The 24,169-nt window shown below is 72.4% G+C and carries 26 protein-coding genes; 12 read left to right on the top strand and 14 right to left on the bottom strand.

Going from position 1 to position 24,169, the window contains the following annotated elements:
* The first annotated feature begins 60 nt into the window (after positions 1-60).
* The 4 genes from AC3EN4_RS01675 to AC3EN4_RS01660 all read left to right on the top strand — a co-directional run bounded on the left by AC3EN4_RS01675 (position 61) and on the right by AC3EN4_RS01660 (position 2,595).
* Positions 61-234, top strand: a complete 174-nt coding sequence (locus AC3EN4_RS01675) for a CsbD family protein (protein WP_088986618.1) — start codon at positions 61-63, stop codon at positions 232-234.
* Between the two features lie 164 nt (positions 235-398).
* The gene (locus tag AC3EN4_RS01670; protein WP_435204193.1) at positions 399-734 is read left to right on the top strand and encodes an ArsR/SmtB family transcription factor; all 336 of its coding nucleotides are present in this window, start codon (positions 399-401) and stop codon (positions 732-734) included.
* Positions 731-1,000, top strand: coding sequence for a hypothetical protein (locus AC3EN4_RS01665; RefSeq protein WP_435204192.1), 270 nt, complete (start codon positions 731-733; stop codon positions 998-1,000). Before AC3EN4_RS01670 ends, AC3EN4_RS01665 begins: the two co-directional genes overlap by 4 nt.
* A 122-nt stretch (positions 1,001-1,122) precedes the next feature.
* A complete protein-coding gene (locus tag AC3EN4_RS01660) occupies positions 1,123-2,595 on the top strand; it encodes an alpha/beta hydrolase (RefSeq protein ID WP_435204191.1) in 1,473 nt (490 codons plus the stop codon).
* 21 nt (positions 2,596-2,616) lie between these two features.
* Here the strand turns inward: AC3EN4_RS01660 and AC3EN4_RS01655 are convergent, their stop codons facing one another.
* The 12 genes from AC3EN4_RS01655 to AC3EN4_RS01600 form a co-directional block, all read right to left on the bottom strand.
* Positions 2,617-3,870, bottom strand: a complete 1,254-nt coding sequence (locus AC3EN4_RS01655) for an RNA polymerase sigma factor (RefSeq protein ID WP_435204190.1) — start codon at positions 3,868-3,870, stop codon at positions 2,617-2,619.
* Positions 3,867-4,223 (bottom strand): YciI family protein, encoded by a 357-nt coding sequence (locus AC3EN4_RS01650; RefSeq protein WP_422740561.1) that lies wholly within the window; start codon positions 4,221-4,223, stop codon positions 3,867-3,869. Before AC3EN4_RS01650 ends, AC3EN4_RS01655 begins: the two co-directional genes overlap by 4 nt.
* A gap of 147 nt (positions 4,224-4,370) precedes the next feature.
* Positions 4,371-5,687 (bottom strand): DUF2786 domain-containing protein, encoded by a 1,317-nt coding sequence (locus AC3EN4_RS01645; protein WP_435204189.1) that lies wholly within the window; start codon positions 5,685-5,687, stop codon positions 4,371-4,373.
* A 134-nt stretch (positions 5,688-5,821) separates the two neighbouring features.
* Entirely contained in the window at positions 5,822-6,100 is a 279-nt protein-coding gene (locus AC3EN4_RS01640; RefSeq protein WP_422738019.1) for a hypothetical protein, read from the bottom strand.
* Positions 6,101-6,114: 14 nt separating this feature from the next.
* Complete coding sequence (locus tag AC3EN4_RS01635; protein ID WP_488179801.1) at positions 6,115-7,194, bottom strand: WXG100-like domain-containing protein; 1,080 nt, start codon at positions 7,192-7,194, stop codon at positions 6,115-6,117.
* The gene (locus AC3EN4_RS01630; RefSeq protein ID WP_435204187.1) at positions 7,178-7,519 is read right to left on the bottom strand and encodes a WXG100 family type VII secretion target; all 342 of its coding nucleotides are present in this window, start codon (positions 7,517-7,519) and stop codon (positions 7,178-7,180) included. The genes AC3EN4_RS01635 and AC3EN4_RS01630 overlap by 17 nt, the downstream gene beginning before the upstream one ends.
* 3 nt (positions 7,520-7,522) lie before the next feature.
* Positions 7,523-7,969, bottom strand: a complete 447-nt coding sequence (locus AC3EN4_RS01625) for a YbaB/EbfC family nucleoid-associated protein (protein ID WP_435204186.1) — start codon at positions 7,967-7,969, stop codon at positions 7,523-7,525.
* 90 nt (positions 7,970-8,059) lie between these two features.
* Positions 8,060-9,163, bottom strand: coding sequence for a CaiB/BaiF CoA transferase family protein (locus tag AC3EN4_RS01620; RefSeq protein ID WP_435204185.1), 1,104 nt, complete (start codon positions 9,161-9,163; stop codon positions 8,060-8,062).
* A complete protein-coding gene (locus AC3EN4_RS01615) occupies positions 9,160-11,301 on the bottom strand; it encodes a 3-hydroxyacyl-CoA dehydrogenase NAD-binding domain-containing protein (protein WP_435204184.1) in 2,142 nt (713 codons plus the stop codon). Before AC3EN4_RS01615 ends, AC3EN4_RS01620 begins: the two co-directional genes overlap by 4 nt.
* A 14-nt stretch (positions 11,302-11,315) precedes the next feature.
* Positions 11,316-12,530, bottom strand: a complete 1,215-nt coding sequence (locus AC3EN4_RS01610; RefSeq protein ID WP_435204183.1) for an acetyl-CoA C-acetyltransferase — start codon at positions 12,528-12,530, stop codon at positions 11,316-11,318.
* Positions 12,520-13,680, bottom strand: a complete 1,161-nt coding sequence (locus AC3EN4_RS01605) for an acyl-CoA dehydrogenase family protein (protein ID WP_435204182.1) — start codon at positions 13,678-13,680, stop codon at positions 12,520-12,522. Before AC3EN4_RS01605 ends, AC3EN4_RS01610 begins: the two co-directional genes overlap by 11 nt.
* Positions 13,681-13,913: 233 nt before the next feature.
* Positions 13,914-14,129: a helix-turn-helix transcriptional regulator gene (locus AC3EN4_RS01600; RefSeq protein WP_422738027.1), complete on the bottom strand. Its 216-nt coding sequence runs from the start codon at positions 14,127-14,129 to the stop codon at positions 13,914-13,916.
* Positions 14,130-14,266: 137 nt separating this feature from the next.
* Here AC3EN4_RS01600 and AC3EN4_RS01595 point away from each other — a divergent pair, with 137 nt between their 5' ends.
* On the top strand, positions 14,267-14,521 hold the full coding sequence (locus AC3EN4_RS01595; protein ID WP_435204181.1) for a hypothetical protein: 255 nt from the start codon (positions 14,267-14,269) through the stop codon (positions 14,519-14,521).
* A 144-nt stretch (positions 14,522-14,665) separates the two neighbouring features.
* Here AC3EN4_RS01595 and AC3EN4_RS01590 read toward each other — a convergent pair whose 3' ends face one another.
* The gene (locus AC3EN4_RS01590) at positions 14,666-15,820 is read right to left on the bottom strand and encodes a peptidoglycan recognition protein family protein (RefSeq protein WP_435204180.1); all 1,155 of its coding nucleotides are present in this window, start codon (positions 15,818-15,820) and stop codon (positions 14,666-14,668) included.
* A gap of 227 nt (positions 15,821-16,047) precedes the next feature.
* Between AC3EN4_RS01590 and AC3EN4_RS01585 the strand changes: the two genes are divergently transcribed.
* Positions 16,048-16,701: a TetR/AcrR family transcriptional regulator gene (locus AC3EN4_RS01585; protein ID WP_435204179.1), complete on the top strand. Its 654-nt coding sequence runs from the start codon at positions 16,048-16,050 to the stop codon at positions 16,699-16,701.
* Positions 16,702-16,727: 26 nt separating this feature from the next.
* Here the strand turns inward: AC3EN4_RS01585 and AC3EN4_RS01580 are convergent, their stop codons facing one another.
* Positions 16,728-17,564: a zf-HC2 domain-containing protein gene (locus AC3EN4_RS01580; RefSeq protein WP_435204384.1), complete on the bottom strand. Its 837-nt coding sequence runs from the start codon at positions 17,562-17,564 to the stop codon at positions 16,728-16,730.
* Positions 17,565-17,636: 72 nt separating this feature from the next.
* Here AC3EN4_RS01580 and AC3EN4_RS01575 point away from each other — a divergent pair, with 72 nt between their 5' ends.
* From AC3EN4_RS01575 to AC3EN4_RS01550, 6 genes are all read left to right on the top strand, one after another.
* Entirely contained in the window at positions 17,637-18,677 is a 1,041-nt protein-coding gene (locus tag AC3EN4_RS01575; protein WP_435204178.1) for a TRM11 family SAM-dependent methyltransferase, read from the top strand.
* Between the two features lie 436 nt (positions 18,678-19,113).
* Entirely contained in the window at positions 19,114-19,290 is a 177-nt protein-coding gene (locus tag AC3EN4_RS01570) for a hypothetical protein (RefSeq protein WP_435204177.1), read from the top strand.
* Positions 19,287-19,376, top strand: coding sequence for a K(+)-transporting ATPase subunit F (kdpF, locus tag AC3EN4_RS01565; protein ID WP_036410889.1), 90 nt, complete (start codon positions 19,287-19,289; stop codon positions 19,374-19,376). The genes AC3EN4_RS01570 and kdpF overlap by 4 nt, the downstream gene beginning before the upstream one ends.
* Positions 19,376-21,031 carry a potassium-transporting ATPase subunit KdpA gene (gene kdpA, locus AC3EN4_RS01560; RefSeq protein WP_435204176.1) on the top strand — a complete coding sequence of 552 codons (1,656 nt, stop codon included), beginning with the start codon at positions 19,376-19,378 and terminating at the stop codon, positions 21,029-21,031. The genes kdpF and kdpA overlap by 1 nt, the downstream gene beginning before the upstream one ends.
* A gap of 20 nt (positions 21,032-21,051) precedes the next feature.
* The gene (gene kdpB, locus AC3EN4_RS01555; protein ID WP_435204175.1) at positions 21,052-23,226 is read left to right on the top strand and encodes a potassium-transporting ATPase subunit KdpB; all 2,175 of its coding nucleotides are present in this window, start codon (positions 21,052-21,054) and stop codon (positions 23,224-23,226) included.
* Positions 23,226-24,107: a potassium-transporting ATPase subunit C gene (locus tag AC3EN4_RS01550; protein ID WP_435204174.1), complete on the top strand. Its 882-nt coding sequence runs from the start codon at positions 23,226-23,228 to the stop codon at positions 24,105-24,107. Before kdpB ends, AC3EN4_RS01550 begins: the two co-directional genes overlap by 1 nt.
* The last annotated feature ends 62 nt before the right edge of the window (positions 24,108-24,169 follow it).

The raw sequence follows: 24,169 nt of genomic DNA, 5'->3' as shown, positions 1-24,169 counted from the left end.
GGACCGGTGACGACGGGGGTACCTCTGACCTCGTAGCGACGCTTGCGATGGAGGTTGGCAATGGGTTTCGACGACAAGATCAACAACGCCACCGAGGACGCGGCCGGCAAGCTGAAGGAAGGCGCCGGTCGGGCCACCGACAACGAGCAGCTCGAGGCCGAGGGTCGCGCCGACCAGTCCACGGCCAAGCTCAAGCAGGCCGGCGAGAAGATCAAGGACGCCTTCAAGAGCTGACGTACGACGCAATCCGCACGCCGGGCCGGTGACCATCACCGGCCCGGCGTGCTGTCGTGTCCGGACTTTTCCCGCGACCCTGAGATCCCCCTGATTCCGCTTCCGCGCCGCGCCGCAGCCTCGCGGCACCTGCTAACTTCTTTTGGCATGTGCAAGGGCTGGTTATGAGCGCGGCTCCGCCGCCGACCGGCGACGACCTGGTCCGGGTGCTGGCCACCCTGGCCAACCCGCACCGGCTGCGGGTCGTCGCCGCGTTGGCCCGCGAGCGCGCGTACGTCAGCGGGCTGGCCCGGCAACTGGGCATCAGCCGCGCGCTGTTGCAGGTCCACCTACGGAAGCTGGCGGCGGCCGGGCTGGTCACCGCCCGCATGGAGTTGTCGGAGGACGGGAAGGCCATGAACTACTACGAGGTGGAGCCGTTCGTGCTCACACTCACCCCCGAAGTCATCGCTGCGGCGGTCGAGACACTGACCGCGCCCGACCCGGAGGCGCGGTCATGAGCGAGCACGACTGGACCGAGGTGGTCGGGGCGTTCGGCGTGTTCGCCCTGCTGATCAGCGTGTTCACGGTGACCGTCGTACAGCTCGCCAAGACCCGGCGGGCCCGGTACGAGGCGGACCGCGCGGACGACTACCGCAAGCTCGCCGAGACCGCCGCGCAGGCGCAGGCGGAGAACGCCAAGCTGCTCGCCGCGATGGACGGCCGGCTGAGCGGGATGGAGACCCGGATGGTCACGCTCGAACGCGTGCTGCGCGAGGTCGACTGACCCCGCAGATCGAGGCCCCGGGCCGTCGAGCGGCCACTCGACGGCCCGGGTGGAGGCAGCATCACCTCGCCCGCTGGGCGAGTTTCACCGGTAACGCTCCTTTGAGGAGAGGACAGCACCCCATGCTGCGCGTACGCAAATCCGGAATCGGTTGGGCGGTGGCCCTCGCCCTCACGGCCGCCGGCCTGACACCGGCGAGCCCGGCCGCCGCCCGACCCGTCATCGACTGGCACCCCTGCGCCGAGGACGTGCCCGAGGAGGAACCGCCGGCCGATCCGGCCCCGGCCGAGTGCGGCAGCCTGTCGCTGCCGGTCGACTGGAACCGACCCCGGGGGGAGCGGTTCGAACTGTCGCTGGCCCGCCGGGTCGCCACCGACCCGACCGCCCGGCAGGGCACGCTGTTCTTCGGCCCCGGCGGGCCGGGCGACAGCGGGGTCGACCGGGTGGTGAACGGCATGTCCCGGTTCAGCGCCGACCTGCGCCGCCGGTTCGACATCGTCAGCTTCGACCCGCGCGGCACCGGTGCCAGTAACCCGGTGCGCTGCTCCCGGGACCTGCTCGGCCGGCAACCCCAGGTGATCGCCGACCAGGCCCAGTTCGACGCCACCCTGACCAACAACGCGCTGCTGCGCGCCGACTGCCGGGCCCGGACCGGCGCGCTCTACGACCACGTGGACACCACGAGCGCCGCCCGTGACCTGGATGCGGTTCGCGCCGCACTCGGGGAACGGCAGCTCACCTTCCACGGCAGCTCGTACGGCACCCTGCTGGGCGAGCGGTACGCCGAGCTGTTCCCGGACCGGGTGCGGGCCATGGTGTTGGAGGCGGCGGTGGACCACAGCCTCGGCACCCGCGCCTTCCTCGACACCCAGGCCGTCACCGCCGAGGACGCGTTCGACGAGTTCCTCGACTGGTGTGCCCGGTCCGCCGACTGTGTGCTGCACGGTCAGGACGTGCGGGCGATCTGGGCCGGGCTGCACGACCGGGCCGAGGCCGGCACGCTGACCGACCCGGACCGGGCCGGTGCACCGCTGGCACCCTTCGAGCTGAGCCGCCTCGCGCACAAGAAGCTCTACGAGACCGACCGGTGGCCGGGGCTCGCCCAGTGGATCGACAAGTTGCGGGGCGCCCCGACGCCGGGTGTCACCACGCTGGCCGACGACGCCGTGGTCCCGTACCCCTTCGCGGTTTTCTGCCAGGACTGGAACCTGTCGGTCCGCGATTACCGGGAGTACGACGCGCTGCTGCGCCGCAGCGCCCGGCTCGCGCCCGACCTGCGCTACCCGCCGGCGCTGTTCGCCCTGGTCACCTGCCTGGGCACGCCGACGCCGGTCGCCAACCCGCAGCACCGGCTGCGGGTACGCACCGACGTGCCGCTGCTGATCGCCGCCACCGTGCACGACCCGGCGAGCGGCTACAACTGGGCTCGTAACGTGGCCCGACAGTTGGGCCGCCACGGGGTGCTGCTCACCTACCAGGGATGGGGGCACGGCAGCTACTCCACGAGTGGGTGCGTGCAGCAGATCGTCGACTCCTACCTGCTCGATGCGGTCGTGCCCGCGCGCGGAACGAGCTGCCCGGCGGTCGATGTGTGAAACCTGCTGGCGGCGCGGCGCTCAGTGCCGCGCCGCCAGCCGGGCGGCACGTAGCTCCAGGTACCGCTGCTCGGGCAGGCTCGTGGTGCCGCGCGCCGCCGCCAGGTACGCCTCCCGCGCCGCCACCGGCTCGCCGGCCAGCTCCAACAGGTGCGCCCGGACGGCGGCGAGCCGGTGGTGTCCGGCCGTACGCTCGTCGGCGTCCAACGGGCTGAGCAGGGCGAGCCCGGCCCGGGGCCCGTCCACCATGGCCACCGCGACCGCCTGGTTGAGCGTGACCAGCGGGTTCGGCGCGATCCGGCCCAGCAGCCGGTAGAGCGCGACGATCTGCCGCCAGTCCGTGTCCGCCGCCGTCGTCGCCTCCGCGTGCACGGCGGCGATGGCCGCCTGAAGCTGGTACGGGCCGGGCGGCGACCAGGTCAACGCCTCGGTGATCAGGGCGATCCCCTCCGCGATGGCGGCGGCGTCCCAGCGGGACCGGTCCTGCTCGGCCAGCGGCACCAGCTCCCCGTCGGGACCCACCCGGGCCGCCCGGTGCGCGTCGGTGAGCAGCATCAGCGCCAGCAGCCCGGTCACCTCGCCGTCGTCCGGCAACAGCCCGTGCAGGACGCGGGCCAGCCGGATCGCCTCGGTGGTCAGCTCGGCCCGGTGCAGGGCCGGCCCGCTCGACGCGGTGTACCCCTCGTTGAAGATCAGGTAGAGCACCCGCAGCACCGTGCGCAGCCGCTCCTCCCGCTCGGCCGGTCCGGGCATGGCGAACCGTGCGCCGGCCGCCTCGATCCGCTGCTTGGCCCGCCGGATGCGCTGGCTCATGGTCGCCTCCGGCAGCAGGTGCGCCCGGGCGATCTGGGCGGTGCTGAGGCCGCCCACCGCGCGCAGCGTCAGCGCCACCTGCGCCGACCCGTTCAGCGCCGGATGACAGCAGAGGAACAGCAGGGTCAGGGTGTCGTCCGCGTCCGGTACCGCCGGCTCGGCGTCGGCCGGGGCAGCCACCTGGGCGTACCCCGGCTCGCGCAGCGCCACCGTGACCTCGCGCTGGCGGCGGGCGCTCTCGCTGCGCCACTCGTCGGTGAGTCGGCGGGTCGCCACCGTGAGCAGCCAGGCGCGCGGGTTGTCCGGCACGCCCTGGTCGGGCCACTGCGTCGCGGCGGCGAGCAGCGCCTCCTGGACCGCGTCCTCGCACCTGTCGAACTGACCGTGCCGGCGGACCAGCAGGCCGAGGACCTGCGGCGCGAGGGCGCGCAGCAGGTCCTCGACCGTCCGGTCGTCGGTCACATCTCCGTCCCGGCCTCGTCCATGATCGGGCGGACCTCCATCGCGCCGCCGTAGCGCACGTCCGGCCAGCGGGCGGCGATCTCGGCGGCCCGCTGCGGGCTGTCGCAGTCCACGGCCAGGTAGCCGGCGAACTGCTCCTTGCTCTCCATGAACGGCCCGTCGACGATCTCGGGGTGACCGCCGGCGAGCCGGACCGTCTGCGTCTGCGACGGGTCGGCCAGCGCCTGACCGCCGATCAGCTCGCCGCTCTCGGTCAGCTCCTTCATGATCTCGTCGACCTCGCCGAACAGGGCGGTCCGGTCCCGCTCGGACAGCTCCTCGGTGAAGCCGGGCCGGTTCCAGATCAGCAACATGTACTTCACGGGGATGCTCCTCGGTTCCTGGTCGCGCCCCGGACGGGGTGCGGCTCACCGGAGGGTCGGAGCCGTCACCCCGTTCCCTACCGTGTACCGAAGAAAATCGCAGAAACCTCCGGCGGTGGCGTTCCCACGCCGGGCGGGTCAGGGCCGGCCCGGCACCTGCCGGGGCTTGGAGCCGCCGCCGACGTCCAGGGACGCCCGGTCGGCGGCCGAGGTGCCGGACGACCAGCCGTCGGTGTCCCGCACGCTGAGCCGGTGCCGGGTGACGCCGGGGAACAGCGTCTCCAGCCGCTCCTGGACCGCCTCGCCCCGCTGGGCGAGCACCGGCAACAGCCGATCCGCCCCGGCCTCTGTCTGGCCCGCCGCCTCGGTCGCCGCGTCGGTGGCCGCCCGCAGGCGCTCACCGATCCGCAGCGCGAACGCGTTGAGGAAGGACTCGTCCCACGCCTTCGTCCGCCGGCCTGAACCCGGCCGGCGCTCGGCCCGCCCGCGCAGCATCGCGGCCGTCGCCTGCACCAGCAGCGACGTGTAGAGCAACTCCACCGCCACGAGATCCGCCGGCCACCCGAGGACGGTGGTGAAGCCGAGGTCGTCGGACCAGACCGCCTCGCACCGGTTCGCCGCCGCCACCTCCTGCACCAGCAGCGCCTTCGCTCCCGGGTACGGGGTGTCGACGCCGAGGCGCACCCCGCTCGGCTGGTCGCCCCGCTCGGCACCGGCGGCCAGCAGCGCCTCGTCGATGCTGTGCCGGGCGATCAGCTCCTGCGCCTTGGCGGTCAACGCCTCCGCCTCGGCCGGGAAGGTGGTCGACTCGGCCTTGGCCAGCAGCGCGCGTACCCGGTCCAGTATGGGCGACCCGCTGCGGGCCGTACCGGCGGCGCGGGGAAGCGCCGTTCCGGTCGAGCCCGGCGGGGGGCGCAAGACCGCGATCGGCGGCAGGCTCTCCACCAGCGCGAGGACGTCGACGGCCACGCGCAGCGCGTCGACCCGGTCCAGCCCCTCCGCGGCGGTCCATGCCGCCAGCAGGTCCGGGCCGCCTTCCCGGCCCCGACCGGCGCTTGAGCCCCGGCCGCCATCCCGGCCCGGGGCGGCGCTTGAGCCCCGGCCGTCGTCGTGGCCCAGGGCGGCCAGCGCGCGGAGTTGGTCGTCCCACCAGGCGGGGACCGGCTCGGCCTGCTCGCGTCGCTGCGCGGCGAGCGCGTCGCGAACCAGCCGGGCCGCGCCGGCGTCGAGCCGCCGCAGGGCGATCCGGTGTACGTCGACCGGCTGCCAGCCGCGCGGCCAGAGCCGCCCGAGGCCACGGACCAGCCGCCGTGCCAGGGCGGCGTCCACCGCCGTCGCGCCGTCCGCCGTGCCGGTGCCGACCATCAGCCGGTCGAGCTGCCGCTCGGCCTGCCGTACGTCGGTGCCGCGCACCGCCGCCAGCGCGTCGGCGACCAGGTCCTCGGCGTCCGGCACCGGCACCTCCTTCGTCAGAGGCCGTGCCGCCGGCCGCAAGATCCACACGAGATCGGTGATGTCGCGCTATCCAGGCCAGTCGGATGGCCCGATATCACCGATCTCGTGTCGATCTTAGCGTCGGACGCTGGTGCTCAAGACGGGGACGGAGCGGATGCCAGCGCCGCTGACAGCCGGCGGAAGAACGAGCGGATGTCGTCCTCGCTGTGCGGCGTCTCGGCCTGGTCGTTGAGCGGGCCCGAGTAGCGCAGCGCCTGGTCGAGCGCGTCCCGCGTCTCGGCCCGGTCGCCCGGATAGAGCCCGGCGGCCACCCCGTCGGCGACCCGGGTCACCACCGCGTCGTCGAGCGCCCGGTCGAACTGGACCCCGTAGAGGATCCCGTTGACGTGGCCCTTCCAACTGTCCGTACCCATGCCTGTCGACTCCCCTAGAAGATCCGGCCGCCGTCCCAGCCCAGGATCGGAACCCCACCCACGCCGTTGCGCTTGAACTCGGCGTCGAGATTGGCCATGTGGCTCACGTCGGGCTGGTAGTGACCGCTGCGCGCCGTCGCGTACTGGACCCTACCGTCCTTCACGACCAGCTCGCCCGCCGCGGCGACCGGGTTGCCGTTGCCCAGCGTGGAGTGGTGGAAGTCGCCGACCCGCTGGTAGTTGGACGCGTAGAGGTTGCCGTTGCGGTCCATCACGAAGATCGCCTGGCCGTTGCCACTGAACACGGTCTGGGCGCTCGACGTGTCGAACGGCTCGCCGTTGCGCGCGCTGCGCAGCACACCGTTGCTGTCGAAGAACACCCGGTGCTGTTCGAGTTCTTCCGGGCTGAGCCGGCGTACGGCGGTGGGGAAGTGCCCGCCGGGCAGGTGCTCGTTGCGGTACTTGTCGAGCATCGGCTTGGTGTTGGGATACCGCTCGGTGGTGTGCGGGCCGGGGATGCCCCGACGGCCGGGGCCGCCCCGCTTCGCGCCCTTGCGGGTGAAGCGGCGCAGCAACGTCTTCGCGCGCTTCAACAGCTGCGGGATGATCTCCTTGACGACCTTCTCGATGACCTCTTTGATGATCCGCTGGATCGCCATCCGGGCCAGGCCGATGGAGACGGGGATCTGGGCCAGCGAGGCGCCGAAGCTCGGTGCCGCCGCCGCCAACGCGATCGCCACCTGGATCACCAGGATCGTCAACTGGACGATCACGATGATCTTCTGCGTCAGCGTGATGATGGCCATGACCAGCAACGCCATGCCGATCAGTTCGGCCGCCTGGGCACCGTCCTCGATGCGGCGCGGCGCACCCTCCTCGGCCTGCCACGCCTGCTCGAACGCGCGGATGTCGTCGCCGCGGTTCGTCGTCCCGACCTGCGCCGCGCCCGCCTGTGCCTCGCCCGCCGCAGTGCGCAGCCGGCCGGCGAACGCGAACCAGAGCTGGGACGCCTCGAACAGCAACTCCTCGTCGGCGGTGGGCCAGGTGAAGCCGACCCAGCCGAGCGCCTCGGCAAGCTCAGGCGGAAGCTGCATACCCACCGGGCAGCTCCATCCTCGTGAAGAGTTCCGCGTTGGCGAGGTCGGTCGCCTCGTGCGCGTCGGCGCTGAGGTCCAGGTTCTCCGCGGCCTCGGTCAACTGGTCGGCCATCGACCGGTAGACGTCCAGCGCGTGCGTCAGGACCTCGACGTACACGGCGCCGAAGAGTGAACCCGCCTCGTCGGAGCCCCAGGGGTTGCCCGACCCGGTCACCGTCGACTCAAGACCGCTGACCGCCTCACCGAGCTGCTGGCCGGTCGCCCCGAGTGACGCCGCCGCGGCGTGCAGGGCGTCGACGTCGACCTCGATCCCGTCCGACATGGCTCAGCGACGATCCATCCGGCGGGTGGCCGCGTCCAGGTCACCGATCATCTGCTGGAAGCCCCGGAACGCCTCGGACGAGACGCGTTCGAGCTGCTGGGTCAGGGCGGTGCTGTCGACCTGCGCCCCGGCCGTCACGTCGGCGCGGCGGGCCCGCTCGTCGGCCTGCGCCGCCTGCACCGCCTCCAGCACGTACTCGGCGATCACGGTCGTGCCGGCCCGGGACAGGCTCGGGTCGATCACCAGGCTCCGCAGTGCGCCGAAGGCGGCGACCTCCGCCTCGACGAGACCGTCCCCGCCGGTGCCCCGCCCGGTCATCTGCTCGGCGTCGGGCGCGGACCCGTCGGCGTCGCCGGACTGCGCCGACATCGTGCCCGAAGCCTGGCCGAGCAGGCGCATCGCGTCCTCGAGCGAACGACTCAGCCCGGACGGATCGATACCACTGGCCATCTGTGTCCCCTCCGGTCCGTGATCCACCGTCGGTGCACGACGGTATCAACGCGACACCGGTACGGCTGCCCCGGAAGGTCGGCTGTGGAGCTACCGCCAGGTGGTCAGGATCTCCTCGACCGGTGACACGTCGCGCTCCGGAACGGGTGGGCTCGTCGGCGTACGGTCGAAGCGCGGCGCCGGAGCCGGCTGCACCTCGCCGTCCACCTCGACGAACGTCCGCCGGGCCGCGTTGTGCGGGTGCCGGTGCGCCTCGCCCGGGGCGAGCACCGGGGTGACACAGGCGTCCCGGTCGGCGAAGACCGCCGTCCACTCGTCCCGGGTCCGCTCGGCGAACCGTTCGGTGAACCGCCGCCGCAGCTCGTCCCAGCCGCTCGGGTCGTACTGCGGGGGCAGGTCCTCCTCGCCGAGGCCGAGCCCCGCCAGCAGTTCGCCGTAGAACGCCGGTTCCAGCGCGCCGACGGCCATGAAGCCACCGTCGGCGGTGGCGTACGTGTCGTAGAAGGGCGCTCCGCCGTCGAGCAGGTTCCGCCCGCGCGGGGCCGCCCACAGGCCGGTGCCGAGCAGCCCGTGCAGGAACGAGGTGAGCAGCGCCGAACCGTCCACCATGGCCGCGTCGACGACCTGCCCGAGGCCGGAGCGCTCCCGTTCCAGCAGCGCGGCCAGCACGCCCACGGCCAGCAGCATGCCGCCACCGGCGAAGTCACCGATCAGGTTCAACGGCGCGTGTGGCCGCTCACCGGCCCGGCCCAACGGTTCCAGGGCCCCGGCGAGCGCGATGTAGTCGATGTCGTGGCCGGCCCGGTCGGCCAGCGGACCGTCCTGACCCCAGCCGGTCATCCGCGCGTACACCAGCCGGGGGTTGCGGTCCCGGCAGACGTCCGGGCCGAGGCCCAGCCGCTCGGCGACCCCCGGCCGGTACGCCTCGACCAGCACGTCCGCCCGCTCGACCAGGCGCAGCAGGTCCGCCACCCCGGCCGGGGACTTCAGGTCCAGCGCGGTGACCCGCCGGCCGCGCTGCAACGGCCCACCACTCGGCGCGGCCAGTCGACCGGCGCCCGGGCCGCCCGGCCGGTCGACGCGCACCACGTCCGCGCCGAGGTCGGCGAGCACCATGCAGCCGAACGGGGCCGGGGCGAGACTGGCCAGCTCGACCACCCGTACCCCGGCCAGCGGCCCACCCGCCGCGCTCATGCGACGCCGACCGGCGCGGCGAGCCGGTCGACCAGGTCACCGGGGGGTGCGAACCGGTCGCCGTACCGGTCGGCCAACTCGGTGGCCCGCGCCGCGAAGCCGGCCGGTCCGCCCGCGTACTGCCGGACGTAGCGGATCACGCCGCCGGTCCAGGCGGGGAAGCCGATGCCGAAGATCGAGCCGATGTTGGCGTCGGTCTCGGTGCGCAGCACCCCCTCGTCGAGGCAGCGCAGCGCGTCCAGCGCCTCGGCGAAGAGCATCCGCTCCTGAAGGTCGGTGAACGGCACCGCCCGGCCGGCGTCGGTGGTCAGGTCGGCCAGGCCGGTCCACAACCGACCCCGCTCGCCGCCCTCGTAGTCGTAGAAGCCGCGCCCGCCGGCCCGACCGGGCCGGTCGTACGCGTCGACCAGCTCGTCGACGAGGCGGTGCGCCGGCAGCGGCCGGTACTCCGCGCTGGCGGCCTCGAACTGGCGGCGGATCCGCTGGATCAGGGTGAGGCTCACCTCGTCGGCCAGCGCCAGCGGCCCGGTCGGGTAGCCGGCCTGAAGGGCGGCCTGCTCCACCGACGCGGCGGGAACACCCTCGGCGACCATGCCGACCGCCTCGTCGAGAAACCGGCCGATGACCCGGCTGGTGAAGAAGCCTCGGCCGTCGTTGACCACGATCGGGGTCTTGCCGATCCGCCGGCCCAGGTCGAACGCCCGCGCCAACGCCACGTCCCCGGTCTGCTCGCCGACGACGATCTCCAGCAGCGGCATCCGGTCCACCGGCGAGAAGAAGTGCATGCCGATGAAGTCGGCCGGCCGGTCCACCCCCATGGCCAAGCCGGTGATCGGCAGCGTGGAGGTGTTGGAGGCGAGCAGCGCGTCCGGCGCGAGCACCGGAAGCACCTCGGCGAACACCTTCTTCTTCAGGGCCGGGTCCTCGAAGACCGCCTCGATGACGGCGTCGCAGCCGGCGAGGGCGTCCACCTGGTCGGTGGTGGTGATCCGGTCCAGCACCGTACGAGCGTCCGCCTCGGTGGCGCGGCCCCTGCGGACCCGGCGGGCCAGCAGCCGTTCGGCGTGCTCCCGGGCCCGCCCGGCGGCCTCCGCCGAGACGTCCCGGACGACCACGTCCAGGCCCGCGCTGGCGCAGGCGTACGCGATGCCCGCGCCCATCATCCCGGCGCCGAGCACCGCCACCCTTCGTACCGGCGGGACGTCCACGGACGGTCGGGCCGCGCCGCCGTTGACGGCCTTCAGGTCGAAGAAGAACGCCCCGATCATGTTCTTGGCGACCTGCCCGGTGAGCAGGCCGATGAGGTGGCGGGTCTCCACGGTCAGCGCGGTGTCCAGGTCGACCTGCGCGCCCTCGACGGCGGTCGCCAGGATCGCCTCCGGCGCGGGCAGCCGGGCGCCCTTGAGCTGCTTGCGCAGCGTGGCCGGGAACGCCGGCAGTTGCGCGGCGAGGGAGCGACTGGCCGGGGTGCCGCCGGGCATCCGATAGTCCGGCCGGTCCCACGGCTGTTTCGGCTGCGGGTTCGCGGCGATCCAGGCGCGGGCGCGGTCCAGCATCTCGGCGGGCGTGTCGACCACCTCGTCGACGATCCCGGCGGCCAGGGCGTCGGCCGGGCGCATCCGCCGGCCGGTGAGCAGCACCGTGGTCAACGCCGCGGCCAGGCCGAGCATCCGTACCGTCCGGGTGACCCCGCCGGCCCCGGGCAGCAGGCCCAGGGTCACCTCGGGCAGCCCGAGCCGGCTGCCGGGCGCGTCCAGCGCGATCCGGTGGTGGCAGGCGAGCGCGATCTCCAGACCACCGCCGAGCGCGGAGCCGTTGACCGCCGCGACGACCGGCTTGCCCAGCGTCTCCAACCGTCGCAGGTCTCGCTTGATGCTGCCGAGCAGCTCGGCCAGCGCGGGCGCGTCGTCGCGCGTGGCCTTGATCATCTCGGGCAGGTCGCCACCGGCGAAGAACGTCGACTTCGCGCTGGTCACGATGACCCCGACGAGGTCGGGCTCGGCCTCCAACCGGTCGAGCGCCGCGCTCATCGAGGCCGCGTACGCCCGGTTCATGGTGTTGGCGGACTGGTCGGGGTCGTCCAGGGTGAGCGTGACGATGCCGTCGGCGGCGCGCTCGTACCGGATGGTGTCGGTCATGGTCGTCCTCCCGGTCAGCAGCGCTCGATCACGGTGGCGACGCCCATGCCGCCGCCGATGCACAGGGTCACCACGGCGCGGCGCAGGTCGCGGCGTTCCAACTCGTCCAACGCCGTACCGAGCAGCATCGCCCCGGTCGCGCCGAGCGGGTGGCCGAGGGCGATCGCGCCGCCGTTGACGTTCACCCGGTCCGGGTCCAGGCCCAGGTCCCGGACGTACTTGAGGACCACCGCCGCGAACGCCTCGTTGATCTCGAACAGGTCGATGTCGTCGAGGGTCAGGCCGGCCACGGCGAGCGCCTTGCGGGTGGCCGGGATCGGGCCGGTCAGCATCAGCGTGGGGTCGGCCCCGCTGACCGCCGCGCCGACGATCCGGGCGCGCGGGGTGAGGCCGAGGTCCCGGCCGACCTGCTCGGAGCCGACGAGTACCAGCGCCGCGCCGTCCACGATGCCGGACGAGTTGCCCGCGTGGTGGACGTGCTCGATGGCCTCCACCCAGTGGAACTTCTGCAACGCGACCGCGTCGAAGCCGGCCGCCTCGCCCATCGTGGCGAACGACGGGGTGAGCCGAGCGAGGGCCTCCCGCGTGGTGTCCGGCCGCAGGTGCTCGTCGACGGTGAGGATGTCCAGCCCGTTACCGTCCCGGACGGGCACCACCGAGCGGGCGAAGTGCCCGCCGGCCCACGCCTTGGCGGCCCGCTCCTGCGACCGCAGCGCGTAGCCGTCCACGTCGTCGCGGGTGAAGCCCTCGATCGTGGCGATCAGGTCGGCGCTGACGCCCTGCGGCACGAACGACGTGGCCAGCGCGGTCTGCGGGTCGGTGGCCCAGGCCGCGCCGTCGGAGCCCATCGGCACCCGGGACATCGACTCCACCCCGCCGGCCAGCAGCAGGTGCTCCCACCCGGAGCGGATCCGCGCGGCGGCCGAGTTGACCGCCTCCAACCCGGACGCGCAGAACCGGTTGAGCTGCACCCCGCCCACCTCGTCGGGCAGCCCGGCCAGCAGCGCGGCGGCCCGGGCCAGGTCGCCGCCCTGCTCGCCGATCGGCGTGACGATGCCCAGCAGCAGGTCCTCCAACCGGGCGACGTCCAGGCCGGGGTTGCGTTCGCGCAACGCGTCGATCAGGCCGACCACCAGGGAGATCGGTTTGACCCCGTGCAGCGCGCCGGTGTCCCGGCCGCGTCCGCGCGGGGTGCGGACCGCGTCATAGACGTACGCCTCAGAGGGCACGGGCGATCAGCTCCTTCATGATCTCGTTGGTGCCGCCGTAGATCTTCTGCACCCGGGCGTCGGCGTACATCCGGGCGATCGGGTACTCCGTCGTGTAGCCGTAGCCGCCGAAGATCTGGAGGCACCGGTCGACGACCTCGCACTGCCCGTCGGTGAGCCACGACTTGGCCATCGCGGCGGTGGCCAGGTCTAGGTCGCCCCGGATGTGCCGGGCGATGCAGTCGTCCAGGAAGACCCGGCTGACCCGGGTACGGGTGGCGCACTCGGCGAGCACCATCCGGGTGTTCTGGTGGCCCATCAGCGGTTTGCCAAAGGCGGTGCGCTCCTTGGCGTACGCGACGGTCAGCGCGACCGCCCGCTCCATGGCCGCCACCGCGCCCACGCCGATGACCAGGCGTTCCTGCGGGAGTTGCTGCATCATCTGGACGAAGCCCAGCCCCTCGACGCCGCCGAGCAGGTTGGCCACCGGCACCCGGAACTCGTCGAAGAACAGTTCGGCGGTGTCGTTGGCGTGCAGCCCGATCTTGGACAGCAGTCGGCCGCGCCGGAACCCCTCGGGGTCGCCGCCCACCTCGCAGACCAGCATCGAGATGCCGGCCGCCCCCTGCTCCGGGTCGGTCTTCACCGCCACGATGATCAGGTCGGCCAGGCCGCCGTTGGTGATGAACGTCTTCGCGCCGCTGACCAGGTAGTCGTCGCCGTCGCGGACCGCCCGCGTCCGCATCGCCTGAAGGTCCGAGCCGCCGTCCGGCTCGGTCATCGCGATCGCGCCCACCAGCTCACCGCTGCACAGGCCGGGCAGCCACCGTCGCTGCTGCTCCTCGCTGCCGTACGCCACGAGGTAGCCGGTGACGATCCCACTGTGTACGGCGAGTCCGAGGCTGCCCTCCCCGGCGTACGCCTGCTCGTGCAGCACCACGGCCTCGTGGGTGAAGTCGCCGCCCCCGCCGCCGTACTCCTGCGGGACGGACAGGCCGAGCAGCCCCAGCTCACCGGCCCGTCGGTAGTGCTCGCGGTCCGGGTGCCCCTGTGTCGACAGGCGCTCGGTGTGCGGCAGCACCTCCTTGGTGAAGAAGGTGCGGGCCAGCTCGGCGAGGTCGTCGTGTTCGGGTTCGCGCCAGGGCGAGAGGGAGCCGTCCAGGGTGGGCATGTGCACCACCCTCGCGCCCTGTTGGCAGCATGTCAATAAGCCCGCGACGCCTTGATCCACTCCACTTCCGTGAAGTCGGGCCATCCGCCCGAGCGGGACACCCCGCCTCGCAGGAAATCGAGTCGATCAAGCGGCCCGGGCGCGTGATCCACTCCGGATCGGCGATGTGGCGGTATTCAGGCGATCGGATACGCCCAGCTCGGTGATCTCGTGTGGATCACGCCGGATAGGCGCTACTCGGCCTCGTCGCCGTCGGTGGGACGCGGCGGGCGGTGCTCGGCGATCCACGCCTCCACATCAGCGCGCAGCCAGACCGTGGTGCCGTGCAGCCGCTGGAACGGTTCGGGGAAGGTCGGGTAGCGGATGAGCTGGCGCATGCGGGTCCGGCTCACGCCGAGCAGCTCTTGCAGCTCGTGCGGACCGACCAGCGGACCCGGTACTCCACCCATTACTTGACGGTAGGGCGATCAGGCATGCCGAATTGCGTCTACCTACTTGCGCAGTCCCCTCGAATGGGTGAGGGTGAAGGTGTTGGTCCGAGAAGGGATCGGGCCGGGTGGGCGTGGGCCGGTGAGAGGTGGGCGTGGTGGATCAGGCGACGGAGTTGGCGTGGTTGCGGGAGCGGGTCGGGGGACTGGAGACGGCGTTGCACCGCGCGCGGCGGGAGCTGTTCGACCTGCGGTGTCGGCTGGCGTTGATCGGCCGGGTGGTGCAGGACGTCGACCGGGTGCAGCGCGCACCGGGAGTCGCGGTCGGGGCGATCAACGCGGCGCTCTACTCCGAGACGTCCAACCTGCGGCACGTCGGCCGACACCTGGTCCGCCGTCGACGGCTCCGGTGATCACTTGATGCTGACCAGTGGCCGGGAGCGCCCGCCGAACTGGTGAGCAGCAAGTGATCACTGCCGGGAACGAGCGCGCCCCACCGCCTCCGCCGGGCGTCGGGGGAGACGGAGTCAAGACGGAGACGGTGGGGCGCGGGTCACCTAGCGCGGGTGCTTCGGCGGCGTCGGGAACTGCCGCAGCAGCACCGCCACCTCCTGGCGGAGCTTGCCGAGGTACGGGTGGAAGGCGTCGCCGGGGCACTCGGTCGGGTCGGCCCCGATGGTGGCCCAGTCGCGGTGGCCGGAGATGACGTCGACCTTGCCGCTCGCCCCGCTGACCGGGTTGACGTAGTCGGCCCGGCCCGCGGGGGCCAGCCGACCCGCGGCGGCGAGGCCCGCCAGGACGAACACCAACGACCGGTGCGCGGCGGCGCTGGGCTGCTGGGACGTGAACCGGCCCAGCAGGCAGACGCCGATGTTGCCGGCGTTGTAGCCGCCGACGTGCGCCGCGTTGACCATGAGCGGTCGACCGTCGCTGCCGAGGCCCGGACCGTACACCGGAAGGGGACCCGGATCGGAGTAGCGGCCCTCGTAGATCCGTCCCGCCTCGTCGATCAGCAGGTGGTAGCCGATGTCGCCGAACTCCTGGAGGACGCACTGGTCGTAGTAGATGGCCCGGACCGTCGCGGCCGGGTCCGGGTCCTCGTTGTGCTCGTACACGCCGCTGTGGTGGACCGTCAGCGTCTGCACCGGAAAGAACTCGGCGGGCCACAGCTCGCTGCCGTCCTCGGCGAAGCGCAGCGACTCGTCGGCGCCCCACCGGGCTCGTGGCAGGTACGTCGGCTGCCGGCCAGTTCGGGGAGCGGGAAGGCTGTTCGTCTGCGGGTTGACGACCGTACGCCGGGGCCCGTCGACCATGTTCAGTTCGGCCACGGTGGCGTCGGAGCCGTCGGCGGTCTGGACCTCGTACGCGGTCGCGCCGTTGGCGACCACGACGGTGGAGCGCGCCGATGCTGCGCTGCCGTCCCGGCCGTTCTGGCACGCGTTCAGCTCGAGCCAGTCACTCCAGCCCTTGCCGGTGCGCAGGCGCACCGCCGCCGATGGACCGCCGTGCCGGACGGACAGGTGGGTCAGCGGGATGGTCGGGGAGGTCACCACCGTCCTGCTCATCAGGCGACCGCGCGGGGCGGCCAGCGGCGACGTCACTTCGGTGGAGGTGGACGGCGCTGCCGTCGCGGACCCGGCGAACGTGCCGGCGGCCGACAGGCCCACCGCCGCGCCGGCCGCGCCGTAAAGAACTCGACGTCGAGAAACCAAGGTTGTGCTCCCTTGCGTGATGCGCCAGGTGTCGGTCGGCATGCCGGCCGTCCGCCCGCGCCGTGGTGCCCTGGCTGGCCCGTGGGGCACACCGCCAGGATGGGGCTCGAAAGATGCTAAAGCGGCACTCTGGACGATTGGTTTATTAACTGTGAATAGCCGCGCCGTCTGATTACTCCTGGTAATCGGCGGCGGTCGACCTGGCGGGTGCCGCTAGGGTCGGGCAGATGAGTGTCGAGACCGTTCCTCGCCGCCGCCGGTTGGAGCCGGACGCCCGGCGCGGCCAGATCCTGGCCTGTGCGGTCCGGCTGTTCGGCGAGCGGCCGTACGGGGACGTGTCGACCACCGACGTGGCCCGGGAGGCGGGCGTCGCGCGAGGGCTGGTCAACCACTACTTCGGCACGAAGAAGGACCTCTACCTGGAGGTCGTCCGGGTCATGGTGACCATCCCGGAGGTGGCCCTCGAACGGCTGCCCAAGGGTGATCTGCGGACCCGGGTCGACGCCAGCGTCTCGTGGTTCCTCGACGTGGTGTCCCGGCACAGCACGTCCTGGCTGGCGGCGGTCACCGCCCGGGGGATGGGCGGCGACGCCGACGTGGAGCGGGTGCTGGCCGAGGCCGAGGAGGTCGCCGCGGACCGGATGCTGGTCGCCGTCGGGCTGGCCGGCGAGGCGGAGCACCGCGAGGAGCTGCGCGGGATGGTCCGGGCGTACGGCGGGCTGGCGACGTCGACCGCCCGCGAATGGCTTCAGCGCGGCGCGTTGACCCGCGACCAGGTCCACTTGCTGCTCACCACCACGCTGCTGACCATCGTGGAGCAGGTCATCCCGCAGGTCATCGCCGCCGAGGCGCCCGCGCACCCGGTCGATCCCCGCGCCTAGTCAGCGGCAGGGCACCGCTCCTGGAATCAGGCCGCCCGTCGGTCGGTCCGTGCCGCCGGAGCGGCGTACCGGTCGGCGGCCTGCGCGGGGTACGCCCCGGAGTTGACCACCCGCAGCGGCCGTTCGCCCTCGTCCGTGCCGAAGCGCCAACGCGACGGCGTCGGTTGCCGCTGCGGCGCGGGCCCGCCGGGCCGCAGCCCGGGGCGGGACAGCAGCACGGTGATCAGGTAACCGATCACCAGGAACCCGTGGCTGACCAGCCGTTCCGTGCCGACCGACCCGGTGGCCAGGTCGTTGACCGAGAGCAGTAGCAAGGTGCCAACGAACGCGCTGAGCATCGGCAGCAGGCCGGCCGGCGGGCTCCGGCGTACCGCCACGAAGAGGAAGCCCGCCCCGACCGCCACGTTCCAGGCGGCCGACTCGTGCCAGAGGTGCTGGCCGGCGGCGTGCAGGTGGTCGGCGGTCGCGCCCCGGCCCACCTGGGCCAGGCCGAGCACCAGTTGGACCGCGCCGAGCAGGCCGAGCGCCGCGCGCAGCCCGACGACCAGGGTGCCGCGTCCGGGCAGGTGGGGCCGCCACCGCGACCGGCGGGTCGGCGGCGTGGCGTCGGCGACCGCGCCGGCGTCGACGGTCGCGCCGGCCGCGGCAGCGCCGCCGATGGCGGCCAGGATCGCGTCGGTCCGGTCAGGGACGTCGGTGACCAATCGGGTACGAACGCGGCGCGTCACCGCCGCAGCCGTAGCGAACCACGCCCGGCACTTGGCGCACTCGTCCAGGTGCCCCTGCGCCGCCGCCCGTTCGGCGGCGGTCTCCTCACCGTCCAGCTGCGCGGACAGGATCTCCCGCCACTGCTCACACCCCATGTGTGGGTAGTCGGTCCGGGTGTCGCTCCGGTTCCCGGCGGTCGTCACGCGTTGTGGAATACTCGCCCGATCATGACGCGCTACGGCCTGCTGATCCTCCCCGCCACCAATCGGGTGTACGCCCGATCCGCCATCGACCTCACCCGGGCCGAGCTGGAGATCTTCGGCCGGTCGGCGCTCGACGGCCGGATCGGCGAGCTGGACACCGAGGTCGTGGGCGGCGCGACGTACGTCACGTTCGCCGGTGACGGGCTGACCGAGCGCGACCTGGCTGTCCTGGGCAACCTCTCCGCCGGGTACGCGCTGTTCGAAATCGTCGGCGACCTGCTGCGCCCGGTCGAGTGGAGCCGGCTGGACCGGTACGACGACGACCTGCTCACCATCCAGAAGTACGTGGGCAAGACCAACGAGCAGTTCACCAAGCTGCTGCTGAACGTCACCCTGCTCGCCTCGGACTGGGCCGGTGAGCTGACCGAGCGCCGGTTCCGGGTGCTCGACCCGCTCTGCGGTCGGGGCACCACCCTCAACCAGGCGCTGATGTACGGCTTCGACGCGGCCGGGATCGAGCGGGACCAGAAGGATGTCGAGGCGTACCGGGCGTTCGTCACGACCTGGTTGAAGCAGAAGCGCATCAAGCACCGGGTGCTCGAATCGGGACCGGTGCGGCGCGAGCGCAAGGTGGTCGGCCGGCGGGTACGCATCGAGTTGGCCCCGACCCGCGAGGAGCACAAGGCGGGCCGCACGCAGTTGTTGGACGTGGTCAACGCCGACACCACCCGCGCGGGCGAGTTCTTCCGCCCGGAGACCGTCGACGTGGTGGTCGCCGACGCCCCGTACGGCGTACAGCACGGCAGTCGTACCGCCGATCAGGGTTTGTCGCGCGACCCGCTGGCACTGCTCGCGGACGCCGCGCCGGTCTGGGCGTGGGTGCTGCGGCCCGGCGGCGCGCTCGGCATCTCGTGGAACACGCACGTCGCGAGCCGCGACGACGCGGCGGCGGCGCTGGCCGACGCGGGCCTGACCGTCGTCGACGACGAGCCCTACCGCGCGCTGCGGCACCGGGTCGACCAGTCGATCATGCGCGACGTGCTGGTGGCCCGTAAGCCGACCTGACCTCGCCGCCAGCCCGCCCCCGCGGCTCGTTCCCGCGGCCCGTCCCACCGGACCGTCCCCGGCCCGGACCGTCCCCGGCCCGGACCGTCCCCGGCCCGGACCGTCCCCGGCCCGGACCGTCCCCGGCCCGGACCGTCCCCGGCCCGGACCGTCCCCGGCCCGGACCGTCCCCGGTTCCGATCGTCCCCGGCGCGGACCGCCCGGCGCGGACCGCCGGGCTCGAACGGCCCCCGGCCACCCTCCTCCGGCCCTTTGCTCTGCTTCAACGGAGGCAACACCGAGGCGCCGGAACTGTTGCGTCGGTTGAAGCAGAGCAAAGGGCGCGCGACCACCCCTGGCCCCGCCGGCCTCCGCGCCGCTGTGCCGCGTTTCACCTGATCAGGCGCGGGTGTGAAAACCGCGTCAAGAAACGGCGCACCCCCGTCACGGTCGCGTTATGACCCGTGCCGTGCGGCGGGTACCGGGGCTTAGCTTGCCGGGCGCGATCGGAAGGCGATCGCGACGAACCTTTCCGGTAAGAGGAGTCAGCGTGTCTGACGTGGTGTTCGTGGTCCTCACGGTGGCGCTGTTCGCGGTGCTCGCCCTGGTGGTCCGGGCGGTGGAGAAGCTGTGAACGCGGTCAACGCCGTCGGTCTGGTGCTCGCGGTCGTCCTGGGCGCGTTCCTGGTGTTCGCCCTGCTGTTCCCGGAGCGCTTCTGATGACCACGACAACAGCGGGCGTCATCTTCGTGCTGACGCTGGTGGCGGCGCTCGTCGCCGTCTACAAGCCGTTTGGCGACCACATGTTCCGGGCCGTCACCGGGACGAAGCAGTCGCGGGTCGAGCGGGGGATCTACCGCCTGGTCGGGGTCAACCCGGCCGGCGAGCAGACCTGGGGCGTGTACGCCCGCAGCGTGCTGGCGTTCTCGGCCGTCTCGATCCTGTTCCTGTACCTGTTCCAGCGGGTGCAGAACCACCTGTGGCTGTCGCTGGGCTTCGACCCGGTGGTGCCGCACGGCGCGTGGAACACGGCCGTGTCGTTCGTGACGAACACGAACTGGCAGTCGTACTCGGGTGAGTCGACGATGGGCCACCTGGTGCAGATGGCCGGCCTGGCCGTGCAGAACTTCGTGTCGGCGGCGGTCGGCATCGCGGTGGCGATCGCGCTGGTGCGCGGCTTCGCCCGCAGCCGCACCGGACAGCTCGGCAACTTCTGGGTCGACCTGACCCGGATCACGCTGCGCATCCTGCTGCCGATCGCGGTCCTCGGCGCGATCGCGCTGATGATCGGCGGGGTGGTGCAGAACCTCTCCGCCGGCACCGACGTCAGCACCCTGACCGGCGGCAGCCAGACGATCACCGGTGGCCCGGTCGCCAGCCAGGAAGTGATCAAGGAGCTGGGCACCAACGGTGGTGGCTTCTACAACGTCAACAGCGCGCACCCGTTCGAGAACCCGACCACCTGGACCAACTGGCTGGAGATCTTCCTGATCCTGCTGATTCCGTTCAGCCTGCCCCGGGTCTTCGGCCGGATGGTCGGACAGAACCGGCAGGGCTACGCCATCGCCGCGGTGATGGGCATCCTCGCCTTCCTGAGCGTCGCCATCACCAACGTCTTCGAACTGGCCGGCCACGGCACGGTGCCGCAGGCCGTCGGCGCGGCGCTGGAGGGCAAGGAGGTGCGGTTCGACGTGTCGAACTCGGCCACCTTCGCCGCCGCCACCACGCTCACCTCGACCGGCGCGGTGAACTCGTTCCACGACTCGTTCACCTCGCTCGGCGGCATGATGACGATGGTCAACATGATGCTCGGCGAGGTCGCGCCGGGCGGTGTCGGCTCGGGTCTGTACGGCCTGCTGATCCTCGCGGTGATCACCGTCTTCGTGGCCGGTCTGATGGTCGGTCGCACCCCCGAGTACCTGGGCAAGAAGATCGGCTCGCGCGAGATCAAGTTCGCCTCGCTCTACTTCCTGATCACGCCGATCCTGGTGCTCGTCGGCACCGCCGCCGCGTTCGCCACCGGCAACAACTCCACGGCGCTCAACGTCGGCCCGCACGGCCTCTCCGAGGTGCTGTACGCGTTCACCTCGGCCAGCAACAACAACGGCTCCGCCTTCGCCGGCATCACCGTCAACACCACCTGGTGGGACACGGCGCTCGGGGTGTGCATGCTGCTGGGCCGGTTCCTGCCGCTCATCTTCGTGCTCGCGCTGGCCGGCTCACTGGCCCGCCAGGCACCCACCCCCGCGTCCGAGGGCACCCTGCCGACCCACCGACCGCTGTTCATCGGGATGGTCGTCGGCGTCACGGTGGTCCTGGTCGCGCTGACCTTCCTGCCCGCGCTCGCGCTCGGCCCGCTGGCAGAAGGGCTCTGACCATCATGAGGAACGAGGACATGTCCGTGAAATCCGGGCAACTCGCCGCCGGCGGCAACCGGATCGGCGGGGGCCTGCTCGACCCCCAGCAACTCGTCCGGTCCCTGCCGGACGCCGTGCGCAAGCTCAACCCGGCCACCCTGTGGCGCAACCCGGTGATGCTGATCGTCGAGGTCGGCGCCGCGTTCACCACCGTCCTGGCGGTGGCCGACCCGTCGGTGTTCGCCTGGGCGATCACCGCCTGGCTGTGGCTGACCGTGGTCTTCGCCAACCTGGCCGAGGCGGTCGCCGAGGGCCGGGGCAAGGCCCAGGCCGCGACCCTGCGGCAGGCCAAGAAGGACACCATCGCCACCCGGCTGGTCGACTGGAAGCCGGGCGCGCGGGCCAACACCTACCGCGACGAGGCGGTGCCCGCGCCGGACCTGCGCCAGGGCGACATCGTGCTGGTCGAGGCCGGCGGGATCATCCCGGGCGACGGCGACATCGTCGAGGGCATCGCCAGCGTCGACGAGTCGGCCATCACCGGCGAGTCGGCCCCGGTCATCCGCGAGTCCGGGGGCGACCGCAGCGCGGTCACCGGAGGTACCAAGGTGCTCTCCGACCGGATCATCGTGAAGATCACCCAGAAGCCGGGGGAGAGCTTCATCGACCGGATGATCGCCCTGGTCGAGGGCGCCAACCGGCAGAAGACCCCGAACGAGATCGCGCTGAACATCCTGCTCGCCGCGCTCACCGTCATCTTCCTGCTGGCCGTGGTCACCCTCCAGCCCCTCGCGATCTTCTCCAAGGCATACCAGGCCGCCGCGCCGGACAGCGGGGCGATCACCGGGTCCGGTGTGACCGGGGTCGTGCTGGTGTCGCTGCTGGTCTGTCTGATCCCCACCACCATCGGCGCGCTGCTGTCCGCCATCGGCATCGCCGGCATGGACCGCCTCGTCCAGCGCAACGTACTGGCCATGAGCGGCCGGGCCGTCGAGGCGGCCGGCGACGTCAACACCCTGCTGCTGGACAAGACCGGCACCATCACCCTGGGCAACCGGCAGGCCGCCGAGTTCGTCCCGGTCGAGGGCGTCGACGCCGCGACCGTGGCCGACGCCGCCCAGCTCTCCAGCCTGGCCGACGAGACCCCGGAGGGGCGCTCGGTGGTCGTGCTGGCCAAGAACGAGTACGGGCTGCGCGAACGCGAACCCGGCGTCATGCCGCACGCCACCTTCGTGCCGTTCACCGCGCAGACCCGGATGAGCGGCGTCGACCTGACCCCGGACGCCAGCGTCGACGGCGGCGCGTCGGGCGCCGGCCGCCGGGTCCGCAAGGGCGCCGCCGCCGCCGTCATGAAGTGGGTACGCGAGAACGGCGGCCACCCCACCGAGCAGGTCGGCGAGATCGTGGACGCCATCAGCGGCACGGGCGGCACCCCGCTCGTGGTCGCCGAGCACCTCGACGGTGAGCCGGCCCGCGCGCTCGGCGTCATCCACCTCAAGGACGTGGTCAAGTCCGGCATGCGCGAACGGTTCGACGAGATGCGCCGGATGGGCATCCGGACCGTGATGATCACCGGCGACAACCCGCGCACCGCGAAGGCCATCGCCGACGAGGCCGGGGTGGACGACTTCCTGGCCGAGGCGACGCCGGAGGACAAGCTCGCCCTGATCAAGCGGGAGCAGGAGGGCGGCCGGCTGGTCGCGATGACCGGTGACGGCACCAACGACGCGCCGGCGCTCGCCCAGGCCGACGTCGGAGTCGCCATGAACACCGGCACGTCGGCCGCCAAGGAGGCCGGCAACATGGTCGACCTCGACTCCGACCCGACCAAGCTCATCGAGATCGTGGAGATCGGCAAGCAGTTGCTGATCACCCGGGGAGCGCTGACCACGTTCAGCATCTCCAACGACATCGCGAAGTACTTCGCGATCATCCCGGCCATGTTCGCCGGCCTCTACCCGAGCCTGGACGCCCTGAACATCATGCGGCTGGCCAGCCCGGAGTCGGCGATCCTGTCCGCCGTCATCTTCAACGCCCTGGTGATCATCGCGCTGATCCCGCTCGCCCTGCGCGGCGTGCGGTACCGGCCGGCCGCCGCGTCGAAGCTGCTCAGCCGCAACCTGCTGGTCTACGGCCTGGGCGGCATCATCGTGCCGTTCATCGGGATCAAGCTCATCGACCTGCTCATCCAGTTCGTCCCGGGGATTTCGTGATGCGCCTACCCACCTGGATCGCCCAACACCTCGCCGCCCTGCGCGCCCTGCTCGTCTTCACCGTGCTGCTCGGCCTGCTCTACCCCCTCGCGCTGGTCGCGCTCGGTCAGCTACCCGGCCTGAACCACAAGGCCGACGGCTCGCTGATCACCTCGGGCGGCACCACTGTCGGCAGCTCGCTGATCGGCCAGTCCTTCACCGACGCGGACGGCAACCCCGTCGCCCGCTACTTCCAGTCCCGCCCGTCGGCCGCCGGCGACGGCTACGACCCCACCTCCACCTCGGCCAGCAACCTCGGCCCGGAGAGCGTCGTCGACACCATCGCCGCCGACCCGGAAGAGTCCAGCCAAAGCCTGCTCACCCAGGTCTGCGCGCGCAGCAAGGCCGTCGGCGAGCTGAACGGCGTCGACGGAAGCCGGCCCTACTGCACTCCCGACGGGGTGGGCGCGGTGCTCGCCGTGTTCCGCGCCGACGGCCTGACCGGCCCGGTCACCCGGGTGGTCAGCGTCAACCAGGTCGCCCCGGCCACGCCGTTCGTCAGCTCGTACCAGGGGGTGCCGGTGGAGCTGGCCAAGCCCGGCGAGGACTACGTGGCTGCCGGCGGGGTGGTCACCCCGATCCGGGGCGACGCGCCGGCCGACCCGGCGGTACCCGCCGACGCGGTCACCGCCAGCGCCAGTGGCCTCGACCCGCAGATCAGCCCGGCGTACGCCGAGTTGCAGGTGAACCGGGTCGCGCGGGAGCGCGGCGCGGACCCGGCGGCGGTCCGCGCGCTCGTCGAGGAGCACACCGCCGGGCGTGCGCTGGGCTTCATGGGCGCGCCCGGCGTGAACGTGCTGGAACTCAACCTCGCGCTCGACAAGCGGTTCGCCGCGCGCTGAGCCGATCGCGGGCGGGACCGTGCCGACCGGGCACGGCCCCGCCCGCCACCCTGACCAGGGAG

Source organism: Micromonospora sp. bgisy143, assembly GCF_057708145.1.
Note: the sequence above shows the minus strand (reverse complement) of the source record. Positions and strands in the feature narration are given on the sequence as shown.